The 24,517-nt window shown below is 50.4% G+C and carries 22 protein-coding genes; 10 read left to right on the forward strand and 12 right to left on the reverse strand.

Going from position 1 to position 24,517, the window contains the following annotated elements:
* Nucleotides 1-218: 218 nt before the first annotated feature.
* Genes NP589_RS00605 through dksA form a run of 4 tightly spaced genes read right to left on the reverse strand, consistent with a single transcriptional unit; the run spans nucleotide 219 to nucleotide 4,404 of the window.
* A complete protein-coding gene (locus NP589_RS00605) occupies nucleotides 219-1,109 on the reverse strand; it encodes a DMT family transporter (RefSeq protein ID WP_256605202.1) in 891 nt (296 codons plus the stop codon).
* The gene (gene acs, locus NP589_RS00610) at nucleotides 1,110-3,050 is read right to left on the reverse strand and encodes an acetate--CoA ligase (RefSeq protein ID WP_256605203.1); all 1,941 of its coding nucleotides are present in this window, start codon (nucleotides 3,048-3,050) and stop codon (nucleotides 1,110-1,112) included.
* 26 nt (nucleotides 3,051-3,076) lie between these two features.
* The gene (gene gluQRS / locus NP589_RS00615) at nucleotides 3,077-3,982 is read right to left on the reverse strand and encodes a tRNA glutamyl-Q(34) synthetase GluQRS (protein WP_371929635.1); all 906 of its coding nucleotides are present in this window, start codon (nucleotides 3,980-3,982) and stop codon (nucleotides 3,077-3,079) included.
* On the reverse strand, nucleotides 3,973-4,404 hold the full coding sequence (gene dksA, locus NP589_RS00620) for an RNA polymerase-binding protein DksA (RefSeq protein WP_020481282.1): 432 nt from the start codon (nucleotides 4,402-4,404) through the stop codon (nucleotides 3,973-3,975). The genes gluQRS and dksA overlap by 10 nt, the downstream gene beginning before the upstream one ends.
* Before the next feature lie 109 nt (nucleotides 4,405-4,513).
* Here dksA and NP589_RS00625 point away from each other — a divergent pair, with 109 nt between their 5' ends.
* From NP589_RS00625 to NP589_RS00635, 3 genes are read left to right on the forward strand one after another with little or no spacing between them, the layout of a single operon-like run.
* Nucleotides 4,514-5,677: a pyridoxal phosphate-dependent aminotransferase gene (locus tag NP589_RS00625; RefSeq protein ID WP_256605204.1), complete on the forward strand. Its 1,164-nt coding sequence runs from the start codon at nucleotides 4,514-4,516 to the stop codon at nucleotides 5,675-5,677.
* Nucleotides 5,668-5,991, forward strand: a complete 324-nt coding sequence (locus NP589_RS00630; protein ID WP_036273383.1) for a rhodanese-like domain-containing protein — start codon at nucleotides 5,668-5,670, stop codon at nucleotides 5,989-5,991. Before NP589_RS00625 ends, NP589_RS00630 begins: the two co-directional genes overlap by 10 nt.
* A gap of 17 nt (nucleotides 5,992-6,008) precedes the next feature.
* A complete protein-coding gene (locus tag NP589_RS00635) occupies nucleotides 6,009-6,737 on the forward strand; it encodes a DUF3581 domain-containing protein (protein ID WP_256605205.1) in 729 nt (242 codons plus the stop codon).
* A gap of 98 nt (nucleotides 6,738-6,835) precedes the next feature.
* Here the strand turns inward: NP589_RS00635 and moeA are convergent, their stop codons facing one another.
* Both moeA and mobB read right to left on the reverse strand, forming a co-directional pair.
* The gene (gene moeA / locus NP589_RS00640; protein WP_256605206.1) at nucleotides 6,836-8,080 is read right to left on the reverse strand and encodes a molybdopterin molybdotransferase MoeA; all 1,245 of its coding nucleotides are present in this window, start codon (nucleotides 8,078-8,080) and stop codon (nucleotides 6,836-6,838) included.
* Nucleotides 8,073-8,597: a molybdopterin-guanine dinucleotide biosynthesis protein B gene (gene mobB / locus NP589_RS00645; protein WP_256605207.1), complete on the reverse strand. Its 525-nt coding sequence runs from the start codon at nucleotides 8,595-8,597 to the stop codon at nucleotides 8,073-8,075. The genes moeA and mobB overlap by 8 nt, the downstream gene beginning before the upstream one ends.
* Before the next feature lie 93 nt (nucleotides 8,598-8,690).
* Between mobB and NP589_RS00650 the strand changes: the two genes are divergently transcribed.
* Complete coding sequence (locus NP589_RS00650) at nucleotides 8,691-9,167, forward strand: DnaJ domain-containing protein (RefSeq protein ID WP_256605208.1); 477 nt, start codon at nucleotides 8,691-8,693, stop codon at nucleotides 9,165-9,167.
* A 484-nt stretch (nucleotides 9,168-9,651) separates the two neighbouring features.
* Nucleotides 9,652-10,632, forward strand: coding sequence for an RNA polymerase sigma factor RpoS (rpoS, locus tag NP589_RS00655; RefSeq protein WP_033156312.1), 981 nt, complete (start codon nucleotides 9,652-9,654; stop codon nucleotides 10,630-10,632).
* 76 nt (nucleotides 10,633-10,708) lie between these two features.
* On the opposite strand, the gene NP589_RS00660 is transcribed toward rpoS, so the two are convergent.
* The gene (locus NP589_RS00660) at nucleotides 10,709-11,944 is read right to left on the reverse strand and encodes a hypothetical protein (protein ID WP_256605209.1); all 1,236 of its coding nucleotides are present in this window, start codon (nucleotides 11,942-11,944) and stop codon (nucleotides 10,709-10,711) included.
* Entirely contained in the window at nucleotides 11,938-13,440 is a 1,503-nt protein-coding gene (gene ppx / locus NP589_RS00665) for an exopolyphosphatase (RefSeq protein ID WP_256605210.1), read from the reverse strand. Before ppx ends, NP589_RS00660 begins: the two co-directional genes overlap by 7 nt.
* 118 nt (nucleotides 13,441-13,558) lie before the next feature.
* Here ppx and NP589_RS00670 point away from each other — a divergent pair, with 118 nt between their 5' ends.
* Complete coding sequence (locus tag NP589_RS00670; protein WP_256605211.1) at nucleotides 13,559-14,464, forward strand: ABC transporter ATP-binding protein; 906 nt, start codon at nucleotides 13,559-13,561, stop codon at nucleotides 14,462-14,464.
* Complete coding sequence (locus NP589_RS00675) at nucleotides 14,461-15,225, forward strand: ABC transporter permease (protein ID WP_256605212.1); 765 nt, start codon at nucleotides 14,461-14,463, stop codon at nucleotides 15,223-15,225. The genes NP589_RS00670 and NP589_RS00675 overlap by 4 nt, the downstream gene beginning before the upstream one ends.
* A gap of 4 nt (nucleotides 15,226-15,229) precedes the next feature.
* Here NP589_RS00675 and NP589_RS00680 read toward each other — a convergent pair whose 3' ends face one another.
* The 3 genes from NP589_RS00680 to fliK form a co-directional block, all read right to left on the reverse strand.
* Nucleotides 15,230-15,964 carry a helix-turn-helix domain-containing protein gene (locus tag NP589_RS00680; RefSeq protein WP_256605213.1) on the reverse strand — a complete coding sequence of 245 codons (735 nt, stop codon included), beginning with the start codon at nucleotides 15,962-15,964 and terminating at the stop codon, nucleotides 15,230-15,232.
* Between the two features lie 62 nt (nucleotides 15,965-16,026).
* The gene (locus tag NP589_RS00685; RefSeq protein ID WP_256605214.1) at nucleotides 16,027-17,031 is read right to left on the reverse strand and encodes a class 1 fructose-bisphosphatase; all 1,005 of its coding nucleotides are present in this window, start codon (nucleotides 17,029-17,031) and stop codon (nucleotides 16,027-16,029) included.
* Between the two features lie 152 nt (nucleotides 17,032-17,183).
* Nucleotides 17,184-18,689: a flagellar hook-length control protein FliK gene (fliK, locus tag NP589_RS00690; protein WP_256605215.1), complete on the reverse strand. Its 1,506-nt coding sequence runs from the start codon at nucleotides 18,687-18,689 to the stop codon at nucleotides 17,184-17,186.
* 268 nt (nucleotides 18,690-18,957) lie between these two features.
* On the opposite strand from fliK, the gene NP589_RS00695 reads away from it, so the two are divergent.
* The 3 genes from NP589_RS00695 (at nucleotide 18,958) to NP589_RS00705 (ending at nucleotide 23,806) form a co-directional block, all read left to right on the forward strand.
* A complete protein-coding gene (locus tag NP589_RS00695) occupies nucleotides 18,958-20,892 on the forward strand; it encodes a hypothetical protein (protein ID WP_256605216.1) in 1,935 nt (644 codons plus the stop codon).
* A 962-nt stretch (nucleotides 20,893-21,854) separates the two neighbouring features.
* Entirely contained in the window at nucleotides 21,855-22,820 is a 966-nt protein-coding gene (locus NP589_RS00700) for an IS110 family RNA-guided transposase (protein WP_256605218.1), read from the forward strand.
* Entirely contained in the window at nucleotides 22,817-23,806 is a 990-nt protein-coding gene (locus tag NP589_RS00705) for a type II restriction enzyme NmeDI-related protein (protein ID WP_256605219.1), read from the forward strand. The genes NP589_RS00700 and NP589_RS00705 overlap by 4 nt, the downstream gene beginning before the upstream one ends.
* Before the next feature lie 89 nt (nucleotides 23,807-23,895).
* On the opposite strand, the gene NP589_RS00710 is transcribed toward NP589_RS00705, so the two are convergent.
* Nucleotides 23,896-24,517: IS4 family transposase (locus NP589_RS00710; protein WP_256605220.1), on the reverse strand; the 622-nt coding region annotated here is incomplete at its 5' end.

The raw sequence follows: 24,517 nt of genomic DNA on the forward strand, positions 1-24,517 counted from the left end.
TGAAATTCAGCTAACTGATGCGATTGCGACGTTAATGAAAGATGAGCAAGTGGCTGTCTTTTGGATTTGCCGGAAATCGCTACGGTTGCGGATCGAAGTTCGGCTTCTTGCTGGCTGATGTCAAGTACGGTTTATTGCATCAAGAAATTAACGCCGAATTCGCTGCGTATCAAAACAACGCGTCAGCAAGATCTAACGCTAAGACAACGGAATGGCGATTACATGCCATTCCGTTGTTGACGGCGATTGACGATTTCGTAAATCAACAGTGCGCACATAATTAGCGCGGTACCTGCGATAGTTTTCACCGTCAACGGCTCATGGTTGACGCTATAGCCTAGCAATAAGGACATAATCGGCGTCATCAGATTCATCATCGCCACGTTAGTGGCTTGCATATTCTTCAATATAAAATAATACAAAGCAAAACCCAGGGTTGTTGCAACGACGCCAAGGTAGGCTATCGAATACAGGGTCTGCTCCGGAATAGTTTCAGGCAATATGCCGTCATCCAGCCAATACCAGGTGCAGAAATATAATGGCACCGAGATTAACAATCCGCCCGTGACTAATTGTAAAGCCGACAAGCGCGCATCAATTTGTTTGACCCACACCGCACTGGCCGCGTGTATAAAGGTTGCCACCAGCACGCCGATCACGCCTTGCAGAGCCATCTCATCCAATTCCAGCGCAGAGCTGAACATCACTACTAAACCGGCCACACCCAAGCTATATGCAAATAACTTACCCCAGCCCAGACTGCGCTCTTTTAAGTATGCGGCAGCCATAAAGGCGGTCATAAAGGGGCTTAAGCCAAAAATTACTGAGATCCAGCCGGACGGCACAAATTGCGCGGACCAATAAGTAATCAACATACTGCCATAGAGTTGAATTGCCACCGCTAGATAGGTAAGTAACGCCAGCCGATTGAGCGGCAAGCGTCGACGCAACAACAGCAGTAGCAACAGCAAACAGGTCAGGCCGGTGGTCATCCGCACCGTTGCGCCAAATACGAAACTGACGCCTATGCTGCTCCATTTGATGGCTAGCGGCGTAGTGGTCCAGACCAGCACTACGCCGATATAGGCTAAAGCCAGGCGGACTTTCACTTAAGGTAATTTCAAGCGATTGGCGATTAATTGTTCGACCACCGATGGATCGGCAAGCGTGGATGTATCACCCAGATCGTGGAATTCGTTAGCAGCGATTTTACGTAAGATGCGGCGCATGATTTTACCCGAGCGAGTTTTGGGCAAGCCCGGCGCCCACTGAATCAGATCGGGCAGGGCGATAGCGCTGATTTCTTCGCGTACCAAGTCCTTCAATTCGCCTTTCAGGCTGCTGTTGCCCTCGATACCGACGTTTAGGGTCACGTAAGCGTATATCCCCTGGCCCTTGATCGGATGCGGAAAGCCGACCACGGCGGCTTCAGCAACAAGGTCGTGAAGAACCAACGCGCTTTCTATTTCAGCGGTACCCAAACGGTGGCCGCACACATTCAACACGTCGTCGATACGACCGGTAATCCAGTAATAGCCGTCCTTGTCGCGGCGGGCGCCGTCACCGGCGAAGTAATAGCCGGGGAACTTGGCGAAATAAGTGTCGATAAAGCGCGCATGATCACCATACACCGTGCGCGCCTGGCCCGGCCACGGATAGGTCAACGCCAAAATGCCTTCGGCTTCGCCTTCCAGGATATTTCCATCCGGATCGAGTATCGCCGGCTTTACCCCGAAAAACGGCAACGTGGCCGATCCCGGTTTTAACGGCGTCGCGCCCGGTAATGGCGTGATGAGAATGCCGCCGGTTTCGGTTTGCCACCAGGTATCCACCAGCGGACAGCGTTTGTTGCCGACCACCTGGTAATACCATTCCCAAGCCTCCGGATTGATAGGTTCGCCCACGCTACCGAGAATACGGAGCGAACTGCGTTTGGTGCGGGTGACAAAATCGTCGCCCTGCGCCATCAGTGCTCTAATGGCAGTCGGTGCGGTGTAAAAAATATTGACCTGATGTTTGTCGATTACTTGCCAGAAGCGGTCGGGATGCGGATAAGTCGGTACGCCCTCGAACATCAAGCTGGTGGCGCCATTACATAATGGGCCGTACAGCACGTAGGAATGGCCGGTGATCCAGCCTATGTCGGCGGTGCACCAGTAGACGTCGCCTTCCTGGTAATCGAACACGTATTTGTGGGTCATTGCCGCGTACAGCAAATAACCCCCGGTGGTGTGCAGTACACCCTTCGGTTGGCCGGTGGAACCGGAGGTATACAGGATAAACAAAGGATCTTCCGCGTCCATCATCACCGGCTCGCAGTCGGTTGACGCGGTTTGCATGGCTTCGTGGTAGCAAACGTCGCGGCCTTCAGTCCAGGGAATGTCGTGGCCGGTATGCTTGATAACAATCACGGTATTCACGTTGGGGCATTGGTTGGCGGCTTTATCGACATTTAATTTGGAATGCACAATTTTGCCGCCGCGATAGCTCTCGTCGGCGCAGATCAAGACGCGGCAATCGGCATCGATGACCCTATCGCGTAACGCGTCAGCAGAAAAGCCGCCGAATACGATGGAATGCACCGCGCCGATCCGTGCGCAGGCCAGAATCACCACCGCCGCTTCGGCGATCATCGGCAGATAGATACAGACTCTGTCGCCTTTTTGCACGCCATTGGCTTTCAGGACATTCGCGAATTGGCAGACTTGGGCGTGCAACTCGCGGTAGGTTAATTTGCGATCATGCGCCGGGTCGTCTCCTTCCCAAATGATCGCAACCTGGTCGCCACGCTTTTCAAGATGTCTGTCCAGACAGTTGACGGTGACATTAAGTTTACCGCCCAGAAACCACTGTATTTCGCCTTTGGGGTAGTCGTATTGCAGTACCTGCTGCCAAGGCTGATGCCAGTCCAAAAATTCGGTGGCCTGTTCAGCCCAAAATGCTTCCGGTTCGGTTATCGATTGTTGGTAGAGACGCTGATAAGCAGCGCTATCGATATGTGCGCCGGCGGCAATCTGCGGATTAACCGGATAAGTTTTTTGGTCTGACATAACGTAACCTCCTTCTTTGAACGTTATTAATTGTGTTGTAAGGCTGAGACGGCTTGGGTGTTAGTCAAGCGTTCGGTTTGCCAATGTTCGATGGCCCATTCCAGAATACTGTCGATTGCAGCCAGCCGCAAATCGGGCGGTGGATTTTGTTTGAGTAAGGTTAGCAGCAGAAACAAGGTTGGTCCGGCTTGATTTGGGTTGGCGGCTTCGGCGCGGGTTTGCTTACTCAGCTTATTGCCTTCCGAGTCGACAATCAATGGAATATGCATGTACAGCGGCGACGGGTAACCTAGCAAATGCTGTAAATACTGCTGTTTGGGGGTCGAATCCAATAAATCGTAACCTCTTACTACCCGATTGACCTTTTGCCGCTGATCGTCGACGACACAAGCCAATTGGTAAGCGATGATGCCGTCCTTGCGCTTGACGATAAAGTCGCCGTGCTCGCTTGCCAGATTTTGGGTTATGTTACCCTGCAAGGCATCAATAAAGTGAATCGAAATATCCGCCGATTCTACCCGCAGTGCATGTGGCGCATCAGTCGATTGTGCCTTGGTGCGGCAATAGCCCGGATAAATCTGAGGCGAATTCGCCAGTGAGCTGCGGCTACAGGTGCAAGGGTAAAGCGCATGCCGATTTTGCAATTCGACAAGGGCTTGCTCGTATTGATCGAGATGCCGGCTTTGATAATCCACCTCGCCGTCCCAATGCAAACCAAAACTTTGCAGGCAATCCAGGATGTCGTCGCTGGCTCCCGACATATTGCGCGGCGTATCGAGATCGTCTATGCGCAGCAGCCATAGCCCTTTATGATGACGGGCATCCAGATAACTGGCGAGAGCGGTGTATAAAGAACCGAGATGAAGCGGGCCGGTAGGCGAGGGCGCAAACCGGCCGATATACGGTGCGGAGTAGGGCAGAATTAACCCAATTGCTTTTCCCTGATTTCATCGAGCGTTTTGCAATCGATGCACAGGTTGGCGGTGGGGCGCGCTTCCAGACGGCGAATGCCTATCTCGATACCGCACGTTTCGCAGTAGCCGTAGTTACCCGACTCGATTTCCTTCAAGGATTCGTCGATCTTCTTGATCAATTTGCGTTCGCGGTCGCGGGTACGCAGTTCCAGGCTGAACTCTGATTCCTGCGTGGCCCGGTCGTTCGGATCCGGAAAGTTGGCCGCTTCGTCCTGCATGTGGTGGACGGTACGATCCACTTCCATCATTAGTTCGGATTTCCATTTATTTAAGATGGCGGAAAAATGGCTCAACTGCGCCTCGTTCATGTACTCTTCGCCTTCTTTTTCCTCATAAGGCTTAAAAGTAAATTCCGATGCGGCAGGGTTAGTATTGTTCATCCAATGACTCCTGGCGGTCTATAAAAAATCGGGGCTTTTTAACAGAATAGCCGGGGGCAAGCAAGAATTTTGTTATGATGAAGACGCTTTCTACTAACGGAATTTAGACATGAAACACCACGTCGCCGAGCGAATGCGCGGCATCAGCTCATTTTATGTGATGGAATTATTACAACGCGCCAAGCAACTTGAACAGCAGGGTCGCGACATCATTCACATGGAAATCGGCGAGCCGGATTTCGAAACACCACCGGCAATATTGGCAGCTGGAAATACTTTCATGCAGGGCAGGGAAGTCAAATATACCGCCGCGGCCGGTTTGCCGGAATTGCGCCAAAGCATCGCCGATTATTATCAGTCGCAATACGGCGTCAATCTGGATCCAAAACGGGTTTTCATCACACCCGGCGCGTCCGGTGCGTTTTTGCTGGCGTTTGGCATCAGCTTGAATCCCGGCGAACAAATTTTGATGGCTGACCCGTGTTACCCCTGTAACGACAATTTCGTGCAATTGTTCGACGGTAAAACGCGATTCGTGAATGTCGGTGCCGAAACGGCTTACCAGCTCAATGCAGCACTGATTCGGCAGCACTGGCAGCCAGCCAGCAAGGGCGTATTAATCGCTTCTCCCTCCAATCCTACCGGTACCATCATCGGCAACGATGCGCTGCGTGATGCGATTCAGCAGACGCACGTCCTAGGGGGCTGTTTTTATTCGGACGAGATTTACCATGGCCTGGTGTACGGCGAAACAGTCAGCAGCGCCTTGGAATTCAGCGACGATGTATTTGTCATCAATAGCTTTTCCAAGTTTTTTGGTATGACCGGTTGGCGCATCGGCTGGTTGATAGTGCCGGAAGATTTCATCGATGCCGTGGAAAAATTGGCGCAAAACATATTTATCTCCACGCCTACTCATTCTCAATACGCAGCATTGGCCTGTTTCAGCGTCGAAAATATGACCGAATTGTATCGACGCCGCGACGAATTCGAAAAACGTCGGGATTTTCTTTATGAAAACTTGCTTCGGTTGGGCTTTAAAATAGCCTGCAAGCCACAGGGTGCATTCTATATTTACGCCGATTGCAGCGCGTTTACCGACGACAGTTTTGAGTTTGCCAAGCAACTTCTGGAGCAGGAGGGAGTGGCGGTAACGCCAGGCAAAGACTTTGGTCAATACTTGGCTAATCAGCACATTCGATTTGCATATACCGCCTCAATCGATAGAATGGCCGCCGCGCTTCAAAGACTGGAAAGATTCATATGCCGATAAGTCAATACACTCCGCAACAGTTACAACAACATTTACAGGACGACCCGTCGGTATTTCTACTGGACGTTAGAGAGCCCCACGAGTTCGCCTACGCCAAGATAGCCGGTAGCGTATTAATACCGCTGCAACAAATTCCCGCGCGCTTCGACGAAGTGCCCGTTGACCGCGACGTGGTGGTGATTTGTCATCACGGTATGCGTAGCCAGCAAGCCTGCAATTTTTTGCAGCATTCCGGGCTGCAAAGGTTGTTCAATTTGAAGGGCGGCATCGACGCCTGGTCCGTCATTTGCGATCCGTCTGTTCCACGTTACTAAAATAATCAATAAAAGCTATGTTTCTAAAAGAATACTATGACATTCAGGATGGCAGTGTCGCTATCAGCGCCACCCAGGCCAGCATGTTTGCCAAGGAAGTCGCCCATGACTTCAATCCCTTGCACGACGAAGACGCAAAACGATTTTGCGTGCCGGGCGATTTGTTATTTTCGCTAGTGTTGGACAAATACGGTCTTAGCCGAAACATGCATTTCATCTTCTCTGGAATGGTCGGTCACGGCGTGTTGTTGAATTTTCCCGATGACGATGCCGAAAAAATCGATGTCACCGACAACCAGGGCAAGACCTATTTGCAGATCGAACGCTCAGGCGATGTGATCCGCGATCCGTCTTTAATCGAGGCCTTGATCCGCGACTATGTGGCCTTTTCTGGGCAGAACTTTCCGTACGTTTTGGTGCCTTTATTGGCCAAAGAGCAAGTCATGTTCAATATCGACCGGCCTTTGGTGATCTATGAAAGCATGACCTTGAGCTTAAACCGGATGGACTTTCACGAACCGCGCCTGGAAATGCTGGAACCGAAAATGGAAGTCAACGGCAAGCGTGCCACCGCGTATCTTTATTTCCAAATCAAATGCGGTGAAGATGTGGTCGGTTCCGGCTTCAAAAAACTAGCGGTCAGCGGTTTGCGTGATTATGAAGCGGAGCCGATGCAAGCATTCGTAGACGAATATCTGGCCAGAAAACACGGTTATTTAGGGAATCTTGCGGAAGCCACTGCTTAGATGGGTGTTTCGCTCTTTCCGTGACTGATTGTTACAAATTTTCCAGCCGGAGCGCTCAGAACACTCCGGTTGGTATATGGAGAAGGCTCTTTAGATATCTATAAAACCGCGGAAAATGGCTCGACACTAACTATTTCTCCCGCATCAATGCCACTACTTTCGGCATCCAGTACAATAAAACAGTTGGACTGACTCGCTACTTTGAGTTGATGAGAGTCTTGTTGACCGGCGAGACGGACGGCTAACTCGCCGTCGGCCGATTGGCAAAGGATGCCACGTTGATATTCCTGGCGGCCGGGCGATTTTTTTAGCCGGCTGTCGCAACGAACGCGCAAGCGCAATGCTTGCGTGGGCGGCGCACCGGCGAGTTGTTCCAAGGCTGGTTTTACGAATTTCTCGTAAGTGACCAGGACGGCAACCGGATTGCCGGGTAAACCAAAAAACCAGCAGTCGCCGATTTTGCCAAAAGCCAGGGGTTTACCGGGTTTGATTGCCAGTTTCCAGAAGTTCACCTGTCCGCATTTTTCCAACGTTTGTTTGACAAAATCCGCATCGCCAACCGATGCGCCGCCGGTGGAAATAATGACGTCGTGTTGCTGGGCTGCGTTCTTTAAAGTTTGTTCGAGTTTCAGCTGATCGTCCGGGACAATACCCAAGTCTGAGACTTTGTGGTTCGGGTCGGACAGTAGCCCGGCTAATAGATAGCGGTTGCTGTCATAGATTTGGCCGATAGCTAGCGGTTCTCCCAGTGGTACCAATTCGTCGCCAGTCGAAAAAAAGCCGATTCTGAGTTTGCGTTTCACGCTGATTTGTTCAACACCTGCGGCAGCCAGTAGACTGAGATCGCTGGCGGAGAGCTTCTTCGGTGCGGTAATCAACTCCTCATACTGTTTAACATCGCTGCCGGCTGCGCGAATATTTTTATACGGCTGCCAGTCCGGGGGAAGTGATACAGTGTCGCCATTGATTTCAATTTGTTCTTGGGCGATAACACTATCCGCAAAATCAGGGACTACCGCTCCGGTAAAAATTCTGACGCATTGGCCCTGGGCTTGTTGCGCCAAGAATGGTTTGCCGGCCCACGCAATGCCGATCACTTGCAGTTCAGCCTGCCGCCCGTCGGCCAGATCACCGGCGGCAAACGCATAACCGTCCATTGCCGCCGTGCGTTGCGGCGGAATGTCGATGGGTGAGCTGATGCAGTCGGCTAATATTCTACCCAAGGCCTGGGGCAAAGCTACCAGCTCTTGCTCGGTGATGGCTTTGATGGCGTGGCGGATTTCCGATAGAGCCTGTTCGACGCTTAATAAATCGTGTTTGTTGGGGTAGCAGATGTTAGTCACTTTGGCGCTTCAAAAAAATTTCGATAATGAATTTGGCTATAGCTTGCGTATCGTTTAGATCAAGGCAAGGTAAGCCGGGTGGTGTTGATAGCGGTTGATCGCTTGCTATCGCAATGATCGACGGATCTTCAGGATAAAGCAACGGTTTCCCTAGGCTCGGTCGGCAGAGCTCTATTTTGGGGTAGCTATCGTGCCTGAATCCTTCCACTAAAATCAAATCCAGGCCTGCATTGGGAAATAAGGCAAGTTGTTCAGTCAGCGAAATATCGGCATCTGCCGGCAATTCGCTGATTATCGCGCGCCGGTATCGGGAGACCAGCATAATGGGCGTGGCGCCCGCTTTACGCAGCCGAAAACTGTCTTTGCCGGGATGGTCAATCTCAAAGTCGTGATGACTGTGTTTAATGATACCGACTTGCAGATTCTGTGCTTTCAGCATCGGGATAAGTTGTGTCAGTAAACTGGTTTTACCGGTGCCGCTGGCGGCCGCGAAGCCGAGGACTGGTGGGTTGAACATTGACGATCTCTACATTTGTCGAACTGCCGGTATTCTAAGTTATTATGCCGTTCGTCGGTTGAAGCGTTTGGAGAGTCGGTGATACGTGTATTGATGTTGTTGGCATTGGTATTGGCAATTTTGATGCTGCCAGGGTTTATGAAGGCCCCTGCCGAATTGCGCGGCAAGCGACTTAAGCAGCTCGCCTGGGTTGCGGTTGCACTGATTTTGATTGCGTTGATGCTGAGTGGAAAACTTAGCGGCCTGCTTGCTTTATTCGGCGTAATATTCGCGTTTTTAGTGCGCTCGATGCCTCTGATACTAAGATATGCCCCGCAACTTCATAGCATTTGGTTACGGTTCAAAGCCGGCAATCCGCAATATGGTAAGCCAGGTCATGAGCCCTCTCGACAAGCAGGCATGACAACAGCGGAGGCTTTAGAAGTTTTGGGACTTAAGCCAGGCGCAACGGAAGAACAAATTATTCAGGCGCACCGTAAACTCATTTCGCGTTTTCATCCTGATCGAGGTGGTTCAGATTATTTGGCGGCTCAAATTAATCAGGCAAAAAAAACATTGCTGAGCCGTTGAAAACGCACACCCAGAAAACTCCTTTCAGAATTGTATATTTTTGCAGTTCTTTTAAATATATGTGATACACATCACTTTCTTATTGTCATAATTTAGAAGTGGTTCGAATTTTAGTTTGATCTTGCTGATTTTAGCCATCCAAAAGGCTCAAAAGGCTGCCCTGAATAAAAATCAAAAAAGAGATGTGGACCACAAAAATATCAGTAAATTCAATTTATAAGACAAATCTTTTAAAGTTATACTGGCACTCGCCGTTAAGGTTAGTGCCTTCGATTAGATCAGATCGAAAATGAAAGAAAAGGCATGATGTCGTTAAGATTGGTCTAATGACTTAAGTGGTTTTTATAGTGAGCAACTTAGGTGCCGTTGTTGGGTTTCAATCTTATCTGCATCTAAATAGTTTTAAGGGATTAATAGTTATCGGGCGAGACATTTACCAATAAAAAAAACGATTCAGCAAGCCAAAATACCTGGGAGATTAATCATGATGGAAGAAACGATAGATGTAATTAAAGATATGGATATTCCAGATTTCATTTCTTTTGATGATGTCGATGAAGAAGTTGTCGAAATCGATCCGAACGAAACGTTTAAGCTGGCCGAGATAGAAAGTAACGAATCGCAAAATGAAAGTACTTTCGATGCCACACGAGCCTATCTGAATGAACTTAGTAAATCCCAGCTGTTAACTGCTGATGAAGAAAAAATTTACGGCAGACGCACTCAGCAGGGTGATCCACAAGCCCGAAAAATAATGATCGAAAGTAATCTACGTCTGGTTGTTAAAATTTCCAGGCGCTATTTAAATCGCGGACTCCCTTTGCTCGATTTAATCGAAGAAGGCAATTTAGGACTGATCCGAGCAGTTGAAAAATTCGACCCTGATAGAGGCTTCAGATTTTCAACCTATGCAACCTGGTGGATCAGACAGACCATAGAGCGCGCAATCATGAACCAGACCCGAACGATTCGTCTGCCGATTCATATTGTTAAAGAAATGAACATTTATTTGAAAGCGCAGCGGAATTTAGCTCAACAGCTTGATCATGAACCAACTGTCGACGAGATCGCCCGGCATCTGGATAAACCGGCTAAGACCGTTAGTAAAATGCTTAAACTCAACGAGCGCGTCACATCCGTTGACGTGTCTTTCGGCAAGGATTTTGACAAACCCCTACTTGAAACCATTTCCGAAGAAGAAAGCCGCAATCCTGCTGAAATTCTGCAAGACGACTTCATCCAAAACAACGTCACTTACTGGGTCTATCAACTTGCCGAGAAGCAGCGCGAAGTCATTTGTCGCAGATACGGCCTTTGTGGCTTCGAAAACGCAACTCTGGAGCAGGTAGCGCTCGAATTGGGCGTAACTCGTGAAAGAGTTAGACAAATACAGATGGACGGCTTGAAGCGTCTCAAAGAGATTCTAGAAAGCAGCGGCTATTCGTTCGAATCGATTTTTAGCTAAAAACAAAATTTAACCGGCGGCAAACCAGAGTAGTGTGACTTTGTCAGATCTGGTTTGGGTGTCTGCTGTAAAAACCTTATATTTGATACAACGGCAAGGCTTTAATCCGGTCGTCAATTTGTTGGATCAGTTCGTTGTATGCAGAACTTCCTACAGACTGAAATTTGCTGACAAATGTAGCTTCGTCCATATGTTCCGGCAAGTCCTGTACTTCCGGGATAATAGACGAATAATCTTTAGTGCTAGACATTATTCTTTGTAATTCTCTGGCTTCCTCGGTTGATGCTACTGCGATTTGACCGAATCTAGTTCCGGCTCGATCCGCTGTCAGATCAATGAAACTGAAGCCGCTGCCTTTTTGTGCGTCTCCCAATTCTTTATCTATGCCGATTTGCTCGCCCAATAACGAGGAATCTATGATCGCCAGTAGTGCCGAGGCAATAAAATGCTGAGGTATATCTATTCTTTTGTATGCAAATACAGGATATTCCTTGCTATAGACCAAGCCAAGAGGTAAATAGCGGCGTAAGTCGTGTTTATAGATATAACTGCCGACAGCAATGATGATCGCACGATTTTCCTGAATGGCGTCCTCCGTCGGTGTTTGTTGATACGCCGTCAGAAATAAAGGTTGCAGCAAATCGGTTATAGACAAGCGCCAGCTAGGATCATGCTGGCTGACGATTTCGTTAATTTGCTGTTGATACCGATGCAGGTTCGGGTAATCCCGGTGTTTTTGGATGGCCAATTGCTTCGCGGCGTCGACGATGGACCCTAGATAACTAATTTCCAAAGCTTGCGGGCTAATGCGAACTTTCTTGACGTATTGACTCAATAGTTGCCAATGCTGTTCTAGCGGTGTGTTATGCACGATGGCCGGAATCAGCAGGTTAGCAGCTGGATCGGGAATGGAGATTTCACCAATTTTCAATGACTTGATAACAATGGCGTCATCCACTTGTCGTAGATTAAAACTAAAATCCAGATATCTACCCCAAGGGCTTTTGGGTACAAATATCGCTATCTGAATCATTAATCTGTCATCTAAAATCTGAATTTGCGTCGTATTTTCCGCAAAATGGTTTAGTAGATAACTCACTGCGATATTCAAGTCCTTCTGGTCCAGACTAACCGTTTTAAGTTGGCCTCTTTCCTCCGGTGCCACATGCAACAACTGCTTGGCGCGCTGAATATCTTCGCGGTTCAAACCTTGATGGATTTTTAACAACGGCGTATCGTCGATTGCGAAAAACAATAATCCTACAAACAATATTGCTAGTGAAAGTAGGATATACAGCAGGAATTTCAGCATTGATCGAAGATCAGATTAAAACGGGCCTCCTTGAGATAATACATTTCTTGTTTTAGATCGGCATGTGTCAGAGGTGCTTGTTCCAGCCAATTTTCCGGAAAATCGATTTTTATATCCTGGCGATTGATCGTGACGCTAAAATCCGGGCGCTTGCTATTGCGATTGCGATGTAACAAAGCCGCCAGCCGAAATACAATCGCCATGATCGGCGCATGTTGCCGCCAAGGAAATGGCAAATCCTCAAAGCGGCTTAAATTAAGCTTTTTGCGGTGACTACGCACCAGCTTAGACAGCAACAGCTGATCTTGTTTGGAAAAACCCGCCAAATCACCATTTTCAATAATGTAGGCGCTGTGCTTATGATACTGGCTATGGGCGATCTCAAAGCCGATTTCATGCAGTTCAGCTGCCCATTCCAAAAACTGTAAGCTGGCGGGATTGTCGTTAAAGCAGGGGTGGTTATCCAGTTGCTGAACGATGTAACGCAAGGTTTCCTTTAGTTGACCACTATGGGACGTATCGGTATGGTAACGCGCGGCTATGGTTTGACTGGTTTGCGAACGAACGTCGTCGTCATAAATTCTACCCAGCAAGTCTTGCACCAAACCTTCGCGCAACGCGCCGTCCGAGACCGTCATCTGCTGGATATTTAAAGTTTTAAACGTGGCGTAGATGATTGCCACAGCGCCGATAAACACCGGCCGCCGCTCTATGCTCAGGGCTGGAAAGCTGATCTCGTCAATTCGATTAAGTTTCAATAGGTGAGCGACCAACTGTTCCAACCCTTCATTGGTGATGCCGTTATTACTCCACCCCATGGTTTGCAGCACATTGCTGATGGCTTTCAGACTGCCGGAGGCGCCGATGGCTTCCTCCCAGTTTTTGGAATTGAACGTGTTTTGAAATGGTTCCAAATGTTGCTCGGCAAACAGCATCGCCTTACGAAAGGCTTTTTTAGTCAGCTCGCCGTTTTTGAAAAAGTTCTGGCTGACAGTGACGCAGCCCATATTCAGGCTTTCCTTGGTGTGGGCAATATCATCGCGGCCAATAATATACTCGGTGCTGCTGCCGCCGATGTCCATCACAAAGCGGTTATTGGCATTGCTGCCTAAGCTGTGGGCTACGCCTTGGTAGATTAACCGCGCTTCTTCGATACCCGAAATTATATGAATCGGATGACCCAGGGCTTTTTCGGCCTTATTGATGAATTGTTGCGAGTTTCTGGCGATGCGCAAGGTATTGGTGCCGACTATCGCGACGCTGTTGGGCGCGAAATCCCGGATGCGGTGACCGAAGCGTTCCAGGCAAGCTAGGGCGCGCTCTTGCGTGATTTGGTCGAGATTTTTATGTTGATCCAGTCCCGCAGCCAAGCGCACCATTTCTTTCAAACGGTCGATAGTTTGCAATTTGCCGTTGTGCAGGCTGCATATGATCATGTGAAAACTGTTGGAACCCAGATCGACGGCAGCAACACTGGTCGGTATTTGATGTGGCAAGAGTCTATTCCTGTTCAGGCTGCTGAGGTTTGGCGAATTCTGATAGAATCGGAAAGCTTTATTGGCGGATTTTTCAAGATCATGCCAATTCCTTTGCCCGAGATTATAACATTAGAGCATGACGGCTTTATCCATCCAAAACCTAAAAAAGACCTACAACAACGGCTTTGTAGCCTTGAAAGGCGTGGATCTCGATGTCCAGCGCGGTGACTTTTTCGCTTTGTTGGGTCCCAATGGCGCCGGCAAGTCGACCTTGATCGGCATCATCAGCTCGCTGGTGAACAAAACCAGCGGATTGGTCAGTATCTTCGGTCACGACCTGGATAAAGACAATGTCGCCGCCAAAACCTGCATTGGTGTGGTACCGCAGGAAGTTAACTTCAATCAATTCGAAACCAGCATGAGCGTGGTGATGAACCAGGCAGGCTATTACGGCATTCCGCGCAAGCAAGCCTTGCGGCGCACCGAACAATGCTTGCGGCAAATGGAGCTTTGGGATAAGCGCGATGTCGTTTCCCGGCGCTTGTCCGGCGGTATGAAGCGGCGGTTGATGATAGCCAGAGCGATGGTGCATTCGCCACGCTTATTGATATTGGACGAGCCCACCGCCGGTGTCGATATCGAAATCCGCCGCTCGATGTGGGAGATGATGCAGGAGGTGAACAAGCAGGGCACCACCATCATTCTGACCACTCATTATCTGGAGGAAGCCGAAAGCCTGTGCCGGAATATCGCCATCATCAATAACGGCCAAATCATCGAAAAATCGGCGATGAGCAGTTTGTTGAGCCGTTTGCATACCGATCATTTCGTATTGGATATTGCCCGCCCGCTGAGCCTCGCACCGATAATAGCGGGCTACGATATTGTTCTGAACGCCGATACCGTATTGGATGTAGCGGTGCCGAAAAGCCATGGGTTAAACCGTTTATTTCAGGCACTATCCGAGCAACATATCGAGGTACTGAGCCTGCGCAATAAGTCCAATCGTCTGGAGCAATTATTTTTGGATCTGGTGCAATGAACTACTCGGTCGCTTTTTTAACAATTTTATTCAAAGAAATTCGCCGTTTCACCCGAATTTGGCCGCAAACTTTATTGCCGCCGGCCATTACCACAGCGCTGTATTTCCTCATCTTTGGCAAGTTGATCGGCGACCGTATAGGCTTGGTGCACGGCGTCAGCTACATGGACTACATCGTGCCTGGCATTATCCTGATGTCGGTGATCAGCCATTCTTATTCCAATGTGGTGTCCTCGTTTTATTCCACCAAATTCCAGCGCCATATTGAAGAGCTCTTGGTGGCGCCGGTGCCGAATTATGTGATTTTGGCGGGTTACGTCTGTGGCGGCATCGCGCGCGGGGTGTTGGTTGGCGTGGTGGTGGCGGGGATTTCGATGATGTTTACCCACACTACGATTCTGCATTGGGACATTGCCGCCGCGGTGTTTGTGCTGACCGCGACCTTGTTCGCCCTGGCCGGCTTCATCAACGCGGTATTTGCCGATAGCTTTGATGATATTTCCATCATTCCCAACTTTGTACTGACGCCATTGAGCTATTTGGGCGGGGTATTTTATTCGGTGGCGATGTTGCCGGGGATTTGGCAAAAAATCGCGCAAGCCAACCCAATTTTATACATGATCAACGCCTTTCGCTACGGCATGATCGGCGTTAGCGATGTCCAGATCGAACTGGCTTTCGCCATGACGGGTGGGTTAATCGTGTTCTTAACTGCTCTGAGCTTACTGCTGTTGCATAAAGGTATCGGGATTAAAAATTAATACTTTATTCCAACGGCACTAACATGTTGCGCAAGGCGGCAAGATCTTTGATCGCGATAAAGCGGTTCTGCACCACAATCAAATTATCATCCTGAAATTTTTTCAGCAGCCTGCTCACCGTTTCCAAAGCCAGGCCCAAATGATTGCCGATTTCCTGGCGGGTTAGCGACAGCTTGAATTCCGACGACGAAAATCCGCGCCGTTTCAGGCGTTCAGACAAGCTGATCAAAAAGTAAGCCAAGCGCTCTTCCGCCGGCCTTTTGCTAAGCACCAGCTGATTTTTGTCCTCCAGCATTTTCTCGCCGGTATGCCGGAATAATTCGCGCGTCAGGCTGGGCATATTTTTGAACAAGTCTTCCATATTGTCGGCCGGTAGGATGCAGAAACTCATGGTTTCCAAAGCAATGGCCGCGCAGCCGTGCTTTTCTGCGGATAAACCGTCGAAGCCCAGTAATTCACCGGGCAACAGAATATTCAAGATATGCTCGTTGCCATGGCTATCGTTAGCCACCAGCTTGGCGCTGCCGGATTTTATTGCCAGAATGCCGCGGAAATTGTCGCCTTCGCGGTAGATAAAATCGCCGCGCTGCAAGGTTTTGCGGGCCTTGACGACTTGGCTGATGTTATTAATTTCGGCTTGCGACAAGCCGCGCGGCAAGCAAATATTATCCAGACTGCAATTAACGCAACTGACTTGATTTTTAACCGGTTCGGCGGCTTGAGTTTTCGATGAAAGCATAGTTTTGGGTTTAATAATTTGCCGCTTCGTCAGGAAACGGCGACATGGCAACGGATTACTGGTTAATCTTGCTGATGATAGCCAATTATCCGTTCTACTTCGGTTTTGGAACCCAATATCAACGGCACCCGTTGGTGAATGCTGCTGGGTTTTAGATCTAAAATTCGTTCGCGGCCGGTTGAACACATCCCACCGGCTTGTTCGATGATGAATGCCATCGGGTTGGCCTCGTACATCAGACGCAGCTTGCCGGGCTTGGATGGATCGCGTAAATCGTGCGGATACAGAAATACGCCGCCGCGCGTGAGGATACGATAAACTTCAGCCACCAGCGAAGCCACCCAACGCATATTAAAGTCCTTGCCGCGCGGCCCGTCCACGCCGGCTACGCATTCGTCAATATAACGCTTCACCGGCGGCTCCCAGAAACGCTGGTTGGACATATTGATGGCAAATTCGCTGCTGTCCTCGGGAATTTTCATATTGCAATGGGTGAGGATGAACTCGCCGATATCCTGATCCAACGTGAAAGCATTCACACCGTTGCCAGTGGTCAATACTAACATCGTGGATGGGCCATACAACACAAAACCGGCGCAGACTTGTTCGGTGCCTTTGCGCAAAAAATCCTCGGTTTCCGGCTCTACGCCTTCGCGGCAACGTAGAATCGAAAAGATCGTGCCCACGGTCAGATTAATATCGATATTAGACGAGCCGTCCAGCGGATCGAACAGCACCAGATATTTACCTTTTGGATACTGTTTTGGGATTTTGATCGGATCGTTAATTTCCTCCGATGCCATGCCACCCAGGGAACCACTCCAATCCAAAGCCTTGACCATGATGTCGTTGGTAATAATATCCAGCTTTTTTTGCACTTCGCCCTGCACGTTTTCCGACTCGGCACTGCCCAGCACGCCAATCAAGGCACCGCAATTGACCCGGTGAGAGATCTGTTTGCACGCAGTCACAATGTTATTCAGCAGCAGCGTGAACGTACCGGAAGCATCCGGTAGCCCGCGCTGCTGCTCGATGATGAACTGGGTCAGGGTAACTTGGTGGGACATGCGTTAATTCTCCATAGCATCGGCTAGAGTAAGAAATTGTTTCGGCAACCACGGCAGCTTAATGCCGGGCTTGGCGAGTAAATAGTTGCGGTAAAAGTATTTGCCCGTTTGCGGCAGATTTGTGTATCCAATTGCTGTATTCCGGCCCGGTATCAGACTTTTTCGCTCAACAGACTTTGCGGTGGGAGCGTTTGCGGATTGGTTTGCGTGGGTTTTCCTTGTTGAACATCCATAAATCCGGGTTTCAATCCTTTTTGTTCGAACTGTTGTCTTAAATAGTCCAGACGTGCATTAATTTTATCCACGGTGCTGGTGGACTCGCTCCAGAAACGGGTATTAATACTGCCGTCGTAACAGGAGACCTTGCAATGTATTGTAGCAAGTTCGGGCGGGGTAATGGTAATGCTCACTACCCAGTTCTTTTGGCCGTTCTCACTGTTGGCTTGTTTGTCTTGTTCCACCATCAGTTGCAGCGTTTCCGGTTCGGCTTTATTAAAGAACGGTAACTCCAGTATCCAGACCTGTTTGGGCGAATCGTCTCTGGGCAGCGAATTGAGTTGATCCAAGGTCAATTTGGCCAGATTGCCCTGGGCTTTTTGCAAAGTTTCTTTCAGCAATTCGCTTGCAGTCTGCTGAGCCGAAAGTTCGTCCTTAGGCACACCCAGTTCCAAGCTCAGCTGTGCAATCAGCTTACTCAGTTTTAATTTGAAATCGTCTTGCAACATTTGCGATTGCGGATTTGCCTCCGCGTCGACTAAATTGCGTTCCATAAACAGTCCGGATTGAGCAATGACTTGCTTTAGCGTGGCCGGTTCGAACAGCTTGGTTTTGTCCGGAATATGCTGCAATATTTCGCGGGCCAGTTGCTTGAGTACTTCGCCTACAGTTTTATCGGTTTCGGCAGGCTGCATCAAGGGCGCGAGTTGCTCCAGCAATTGTTGTGGCGGTACTTGAACGGGTAACAACTGTTTGAACACCGTCGCTATCTGTTCGTCAATAGACGGCGCCGGTAGAGACGCGCTAAGCACTGGCAAATCGCCGCTCTTCAGCATTTGTAAATCAACGCGGCTGCCGACAGTTAGCGTGGACCTAGCCAACGGATCACTCCATTGCAATTGCTTGCTATCCAACACCACTCGGTTTTCACCGCCAGGCAACGCGGTGCTTTGGGTTTGCTTGGCATCACCCGGCATCGGCGTCAGTTGCACCGTTAGGGTATGTTTGCCAATATTCAAAATCTGCGCCTGTATGTGCTCGCCAGGGTTTAAGGTCGCTAGTGGATTGCTGGGTAGAGGTGCGGTTGCAGTCGCGGTCGGGGAGGGCAGTAATTTTAGTAGTTGTGCTTCGGGCGCCGCTAAGCTTGACGTATTCTGCGCTGGCGATGGTGGCGGTGGCGGGGCGATAATTTTTAACTCTGGCGTAGGCAATAGCTTGACCACTTGCAACTGCAAGGTCTGGCCAGGCTGCAAAGCCAAAGCCTGTTGGCTCTGCAAAGTCATGGTTTTATCGGCAACGCTGACAGTCAGGGTGTTCAGCATCACTTGATTGGTAATGATTTTGGCGTCTAACACTTGATTCAATTTAAGCTCTGAAATCGAAGCATTCGACTTGCTCAATGCCATGACCAGTTTCGCATCTAAAGGCAGCTTTATATCCATGACCGTCTTACCCCACCGCATTCGGCATTTACGCGTTTTCCGCTGACGAAACTAGGGTACTACAAAAAACTCGCCTGGACGATTAACAGCTAGTAGGCCAGTTGGTTACACAAGCAGTCGTTCAATAAAGAATCGTATGGCAAATAAATCACTAGCAGATAGGTAAAGCATCAAGCTAAAAGCCTTAAATACCTTATTAATAAAGGGCTTGACAACGTCCTTGTACTGGCCCTAGGCTCAGTTGACATTCAACTGGGGGGAGCGAGCCATGAAATTGATGCAATTGGGTTTTATCTGTACGGTTTTTTGGGTGAATACCGCGCTAGCGGTTAGCGTGACGCAACGCGCCGGCAATAATTTTCGTACCGCTGCCAATAATCAAGAATTCACGCTTAATAAGGCTAACGTGAATGCCGAGCAGTTCGGCTTGCTGCGTACTTACGATTTTAATGCCAAAATCGAAACCCAGCCCTTGGTGATCGAAAACGGCGCCGGCGCCGACGATTTGGTGATCATCACCACGATGAAGAACGACGTCATCGGCATCAATGCCCGCACCAATGAAACCGTCTATAAAGTCAAACTCGGCCCGGAAATCAGCTCGCAAGACATGGACATGTGGAAGCATACGCCGACCTGGGGTATTTCCGCCACGCCTATCATTGATCCGGCCAGCAACACACTGTTTGTCGCTTCCTGGCAAAAGAAAAACAACGACAACCATTTCCGCGATTACTGGGTGTATGCCTTAAATCCGCTAAACGGCAGTCAAAAAACTAAACCTGTGCGTATTTTTGGTAAGTCGCAGGAAGGCAATGGCTGCTGGTTTAACGACGCCGGCGCTACGTATCGGCAAAACAATCAAACCAAGCAATATGTCTATCCCAAATTGCGCGCCGGACTGGCATTGACAGAGAACAACGGCTTGGTCATGGCATTTGCCGCCAACGGCGAATCACATATGGGGGGACGAAAAAATCCGCATGGTTTCGTAGTAGCTTACGATACCCGGGCCTTGCTCGGGCAAGCCGGCTTTTCCAAACAAGCCGCGATATTTTGCGCTACCTCATTCAACTCCTGGGGTGCCGGCATCTGGCATGCCGGCGGTGCGCCGGTTACCGAAGACGACATGATTTACGTCGCCACCTCCAACGGCACCTCGAATAACGGCGATGTCGACCTGGCCGAGAGCATGATCAAACTCCGTTTCAAACCCAGCGTCGGCGGCGCGCGGCCCGAACTGGAAAAGGTGGATTTTTACAAAGCATTTCTGGATGAGCGCGTTGCCGGCGATAAATGTCTCTGGAGCGATAATAATTCCGAAGTTTCCTGCGGCAGGGCCCAAGCGCATGCCGCAGGTGCTGACTGGGATTTCGGCGCGGCCGGGCCGATGCTGGTACCGGGTTCCCGGTTGCTGTTGCAAGGCACCAAGGACGGCATCATTTACTCCTTGGACAAACTTAATTTAGGCAGGAATGATCGATTCAATCAATTAATGTCCAAACCGCCGCTGGTGGCAACCTATTTCGCGGGTGGCGTTCAGGAAAATTGGGACCGGGCCCAGCATCTGAATCGCAGCCTACCGTGTCCGGCATCCGGGCATAGCGTTCACGGATGGTTCGTGCCATGCGGTGATCCGGAAAACAACAAAATGCACCACATTCACTCGCTGGCCTTGGCGCAACGCGATCAGAGCGGCGGCATCGTCTATGTCTGGGGCGAAAACTCACGGTTAAAAACCTATAACTTTTCCACTGTGGACGGTAATTTGCCAACCTTCCGTGCCGAAGCTGAGGACCTGGCCTCGGTGGGCGTCGAATCGCCCGGCGGTATGCCCGGCGGTCTGTTGATGGTCTCCGGCAAGCCGTCTGCAAGCACTAATTTTTCCCACGCCATCGATTTCGATTCGGCTATCGTCTGGGCGGTGTTCTCCAAATTCGGCGATGCCAATAAGGAATTCGCCGAAGGTCAGCTGATAGCGTACGACGCGACCACGATAGAGCCAGGCAACAAGTTGAAACGCTTATTTCGCACCGGTGACGACAATAACGGCGGCTTGGGTAAGATGTCGCGGATGATTCCGCCGGTGGTGGCGAATGGCCGGGTCTACGTGATGATTTATCGAGTCGGTACGTCCGACTGCACCGTGCCGGACAATCAATTACCGGTTTGCAGTCAGTTGAAGGTCTACGGCTTGAGGTAAATGCGAAGGATTTTATCGCCTCAAACCTGCAAAATCCGTACTTCCGGGCTGGTGCCGGCATCGGGGGCTTAGGTATTTACAGGGCATTGCCGCAAACCGTCAAATGCAAGGCATCGGCTAACTCGGTGCGATGCGCATAGCCTTAGTTTTTGAGGCCTTCACCAGGCTTTAAGCCAGTCTCGCAAAGCAATTTGCCTAAGTTTTATGGCTTGCAGGTTTTCTGCTTTGGCTTTTTTACTTGCGCGCGAGCCATTTTGCTTTAACCGAAAGGCTTTTTGCCTTAAACGCAAGGTGATGGGGCTTTTACGCCTGATGCTTTTGCTTCAGCCGCAGGCCTTTTTGCCGGAACCGCGAGCCATTTTGGCTTAATCGCCAGGATGGTGAGGCTGGCGTGCGTGACTATTTGCCTTATGGGTCAGGCTTTTTGCTTTAACGGCTTAGTAAATAGCTTTTCGGGTTAGCCCTTGCGGGTCGCCCGGCTTGGCTATTGGCGTTGCACGCCCCAATGTTCTTGAGACTTGGCGGTTTAATAGCAGCAAGCTGGAGGCAATACGGCTTGGGGGTAACAAGATTTAAGTTGCTTGAGGCATTTGGAGTGGTGACCGTTGGGATAATTTTGATTGCGTGATTATCCACTGGCAACGCGTTGCGTAGGTCGTAGCGCGGCTAGGTCTGCATCCCCTCGTGGTCTGAGGGAAGGAGAAAAGCATACGTCCGATTTCGCTGACGCTAATCGGACCTTGTATTATCCAAGCGTGCTTTTCAAAGGATAATACACCGTGAAAACACACCTGAGGGGCACCTCAGGTTTGGGTCGCTGGATGCCGTATCGGACCTGGAACTATTTAAGTTCGAGACGTAGATCATTGCAGCAGCGACCCGCCCTCGATCAACGATCGAACAGTCTCTTCGGCCCGGTTTCCGGCAGCCTGCATTCACAAGGTAGATCATTTGAGGTTTTCATGTCCCACTTTTATCTCGGTATCGATGTCGCCAAAGCCAAGTTGGACTGCGCATTACGCCTGCCCAACGGTAAGTTTCGCGCCAAAGTCGTCCCCAATTCGCTGGAAGGCTTTACAGTCTTGTCGACGTGGCTTGCGGCACAAAAGGCCGACTCCGTGCATGTCTGCATGGAAGCCACCGGTATTTATTGGGAAGACGTTGCCCAACATTTGGCAACCGCCGGCTTAACCGTCAGCGTTATCAATCCCGCTCAAATCAAGGCCTATTCGGCTTCGCGTCTGACGCGCAGCAAAACCGACACGGTCGATGCCAAGCTAATTGCCGATTTCTGCGCCGAACGCCAACCTCTGGCTTGGCAAGCCCGCAGTGAAGCGGAAGTCGCATTACGTGCGTTGGTACTGCGACTGGATGCCTTGCAAACCATGCGCACCCAGGAAAGCAACCGCTTACTGGTGGCGCGGGAGGCCGTGCGCAAGGACATTCAGCAACATCTGGATTGGCTGGATACCGCTATTAACCAACTGATCGAAGCCATCAATGACCATATCGATCACCATCCCGATCTCAAGCAACAACGCGAGTTGCTCGACAGCATTCCCGGTATTGGCGAGCGTACCAGTGCCATTATACTGGCGTTTTATGCCGATACCTCGCGCTTCGCTAATAGTCGGCAGGCCGCAGCATTTGCCGGGCTCGACCCCCGACAATACGAGTCGGGCAGTAGCATCAAAGGTAAACCCAGGCTCTCCAAGGTCGGCCACGCCTTCTTGCGCAAAGCGCTCTACATGCCTGCCATGGTGACGCTTTATAAAACAGCCTGGGGCAAACAATTTCGAAGCCGTTTAGCCGGTGCCGGCAAGCCCAATAAGCTCATTATCGGTGCCATGATGCGTAAATTGATCCATGTCGCGTTCGGCGTCTTAAAATCCGCCAAACCGTTCGATTCGGCTATTCATTTGGCTTGACTTGGATAACAGTATCTACGGCCCTTACCGAAGCGGAACGGGATCGCAAAGCGCAACTCATCGATGAGCTGTATACGATGAACGCCGGTCAGCGCAATAACTTGACCGGACCGAGCGGCAACACGGTGGGCGCATTTTTGGCCGCCTATGACCCGATCAACAACCTGTCGATGATTTCACTCAATGACCGCCGGGCCATCATCGAGTTTTTAGGTTTGCCGGTGCCGTTTGATTGGGACACGGCGTCGATAGGTACACGTATTACCGCGACTAATGCCATTATTCTCGAAGGTGTAAGAGCGCAAGGTCTGCAGGGCTCAGCTAGAACGCTAACCCGATTCTTCTATTCGCCAGCCATTCAGGCGCTTTGGAAGGGACAGCATACGGTCAAAAGGACGGATAAGAAAGTGAGCGTCACGGTACCCACCGTTCCCGACGACGAGACAGAAATCTTAGATGATGCCGGATCGGTGCGGGAGTCCATGCAAATCCAAGGACTAATCGCCAAGATTGGCACGCTAATGGGTTTTACCATCTGGCTGCCGAGAGCAGACCGTGGGCGGGTGTTGAAAGTCTGGCATGCACAATCAGGCGAACTGGTAGACGAACTGCCGCTAGGCTATGACTCCACCACGATGAAAACCATCGAGCAAATCGATGTGATTTGGCTGCGCAACCGCTCCATTGTTCGGGCATTTGAAGTTGAACACACCACCTCGGTTTATTCCGGGCTTTTGCGGATGGCTGATTTGGTCGCCTTGCAGCCCAACATCAACATCAAACTGCACATCGTCGCACCCGCCGAAAAACGCGAAAAAGTCCTGCAGGAAATTCAGCGCCCGGTCTTCTCGCTATTGGAAGGCCGCGCGCTGGCGGAAATGTGTACCTATCTGTCTTACGACAATGTCATTGAGATCGGCGAGTTGAAACATCTTGCGCATTTGTCGGACAAGGTGATTGAGGAATATGAGGAAAGTGCGGAGTAAGAAAAATTTAGTAGCTCGCACCGTCCGCGCAAAATTGCGAGCTGATTTTTTCAAGACCGTTTCATCGTTCCCACGCGGAGCGCTCATCGTTATACACATCTCATCGCGACATCCTGCTGAGCCGCCAGGGCGATGACAAAATCTCGCAAGCGCTGCAAGCCGGTCCACATGGCCTTGGCACCCGGCGGGCCGTCGTGTTTACGACCGAGATAACCCCCCAAGCTTGCGACTAACCGAACCATCTCGTTCAGCCCAGGCGGCGTGGACGGTGGCGGGCAGCGCTTGACCACAATGTAGGCCGCTCGCCACTCCTGTGGATCAAAGATGACCTCGCAATCCAGGTCTGGTGTCGCGCGTGCCAGCATCAGACTGAACAACACTCGCCAGGCAATGACCATATACAGTGCCAGACAGGGAAGTAGCCGCTCTTCCGTTTCCAGATGCAAGCGCTTGATCTGGCAACCGCTTTTCAACACATGAAAGTACACCTCGATGCACCAGCGCACGGCATACCAAGCCACCACCGTGGTCGCTTGCTCGAAACGCTCCACCGGCAAGCTGGTCAGCAGGAGCCATTCCAAGGGTTCCTTGCCGTTCGGCGGCATATCCTCTCGCGCCAGTACCGCGTTGACGTTCAGCACCGGCAGCCGATAGCCGCAACGCGTCGGCGGCTTGAGCGTCACCGTGGCGGCGCGTAGCGTGATGTGCGCC

The sequence above is a fragment of the Methylomonas rosea genome, assembly GCF_024505055.1.
GTDB classification, from domain to species: Bacteria; Pseudomonadota; Gammaproteobacteria; order Methylococcales; family Methylomonadaceae; genus Methylomonas; species Methylomonas rosea.

Bases quoted from the DNA above. Each gene is read 5' to 3' on its own strand.
- NP589_RS00685 (WP_256605214.1), bottom strand. From the start codon at position 17,031: ATGTCCCACCAAGTTACCCTGACCCAGTTCATCATCGAGCAGCAGCGC.
- fliK (WP_256605215.1), bottom strand. From the start codon at position 18,689: ATGGATATAAAGCTGCCTTTAGATGCGAAACTGGTCATGGCATTGAGC.
- NP589_RS00675 (WP_256605212.1), top strand. From the start codon at position 14,461: ATGAACTACTCGGTCGCTTTTTTAACAATTTTATTCAAAGAAATTCGC.
- NP589_RS00700 (WP_256605218.1), top strand. From the start codon at position 21,855: ATGTCCCACTTTTATCTCGGTATCGATGTCGCCAAAGCCAAGTTGGAC.
- NP589_RS00680 (WP_256605213.1), bottom strand. From the start codon at position 15,964: ATGCTTTCATCGAAAACTCAAGCCGCCGAACCGGTTAAAAATCAAGTC.
- NP589_RS00630 (WP_036273383.1), top strand. From the start codon at position 5,668: ATGCCGATAAGTCAATACACTCCGCAACAGTTACAACAACATTTACAG.
- NP589_RS00670 (WP_256605211.1), top strand. From the start codon at position 13,559: ATGACGGCTTTATCCATCCAAAACCTAAAAAAGACCTACAACAACGGC.
- NP589_RS00650 (WP_256605208.1), top strand. From the start codon at position 8,691: ATGTTGTTGGCATTGGTATTGGCAATTTTGATGCTGCCAGGGTTTATG.
- rpoS (WP_033156312.1), top strand. From the start codon at position 9,652: ATGATGGAAGAAACGATAGATGTAATTAAAGATATGGATATTCCAGAT.
- NP589_RS00660 (WP_256605209.1), bottom strand. From the start codon at position 11,944: ATGCTGAAATTCCTGCTGTATATCCTACTTTCACTAGCAATATTGTTT.
- NP589_RS00625 (WP_256605204.1), top strand. From the start codon at position 4,514: ATGAAACACCACGTCGCCGAGCGAATGCGCGGCATCAGCTCATTTTAT.
- dksA (WP_020481282.1), bottom strand. From the start codon at position 4,404: ATGAACAATACTAACCCTGCCGCATCGGAATTTACTTTTAAGCCTTAT.
- NP589_RS00695 (WP_256605216.1), top strand. From the start codon at position 18,958: ATGAAATTGATGCAATTGGGTTTTATCTGTACGGTTTTTTGGGTGAAT.
- acs (WP_256605203.1), bottom strand. From the start codon at position 3,050: ATGTCAGACCAAAAAACTTATCCGGTTAATCCGCAGATTGCCGCCGGC.
- mobB (WP_256605207.1), bottom strand. From the start codon at position 8,597: ATGTTCAACCCACCAGTCCTCGGCTTCGCGGCCGCCAGCGGCACCGGT.
- NP589_RS00635 (WP_256605205.1), top strand. From the start codon at position 6,009: ATGTTTCTAAAAGAATACTATGACATTCAGGATGGCAGTGTCGCTATC.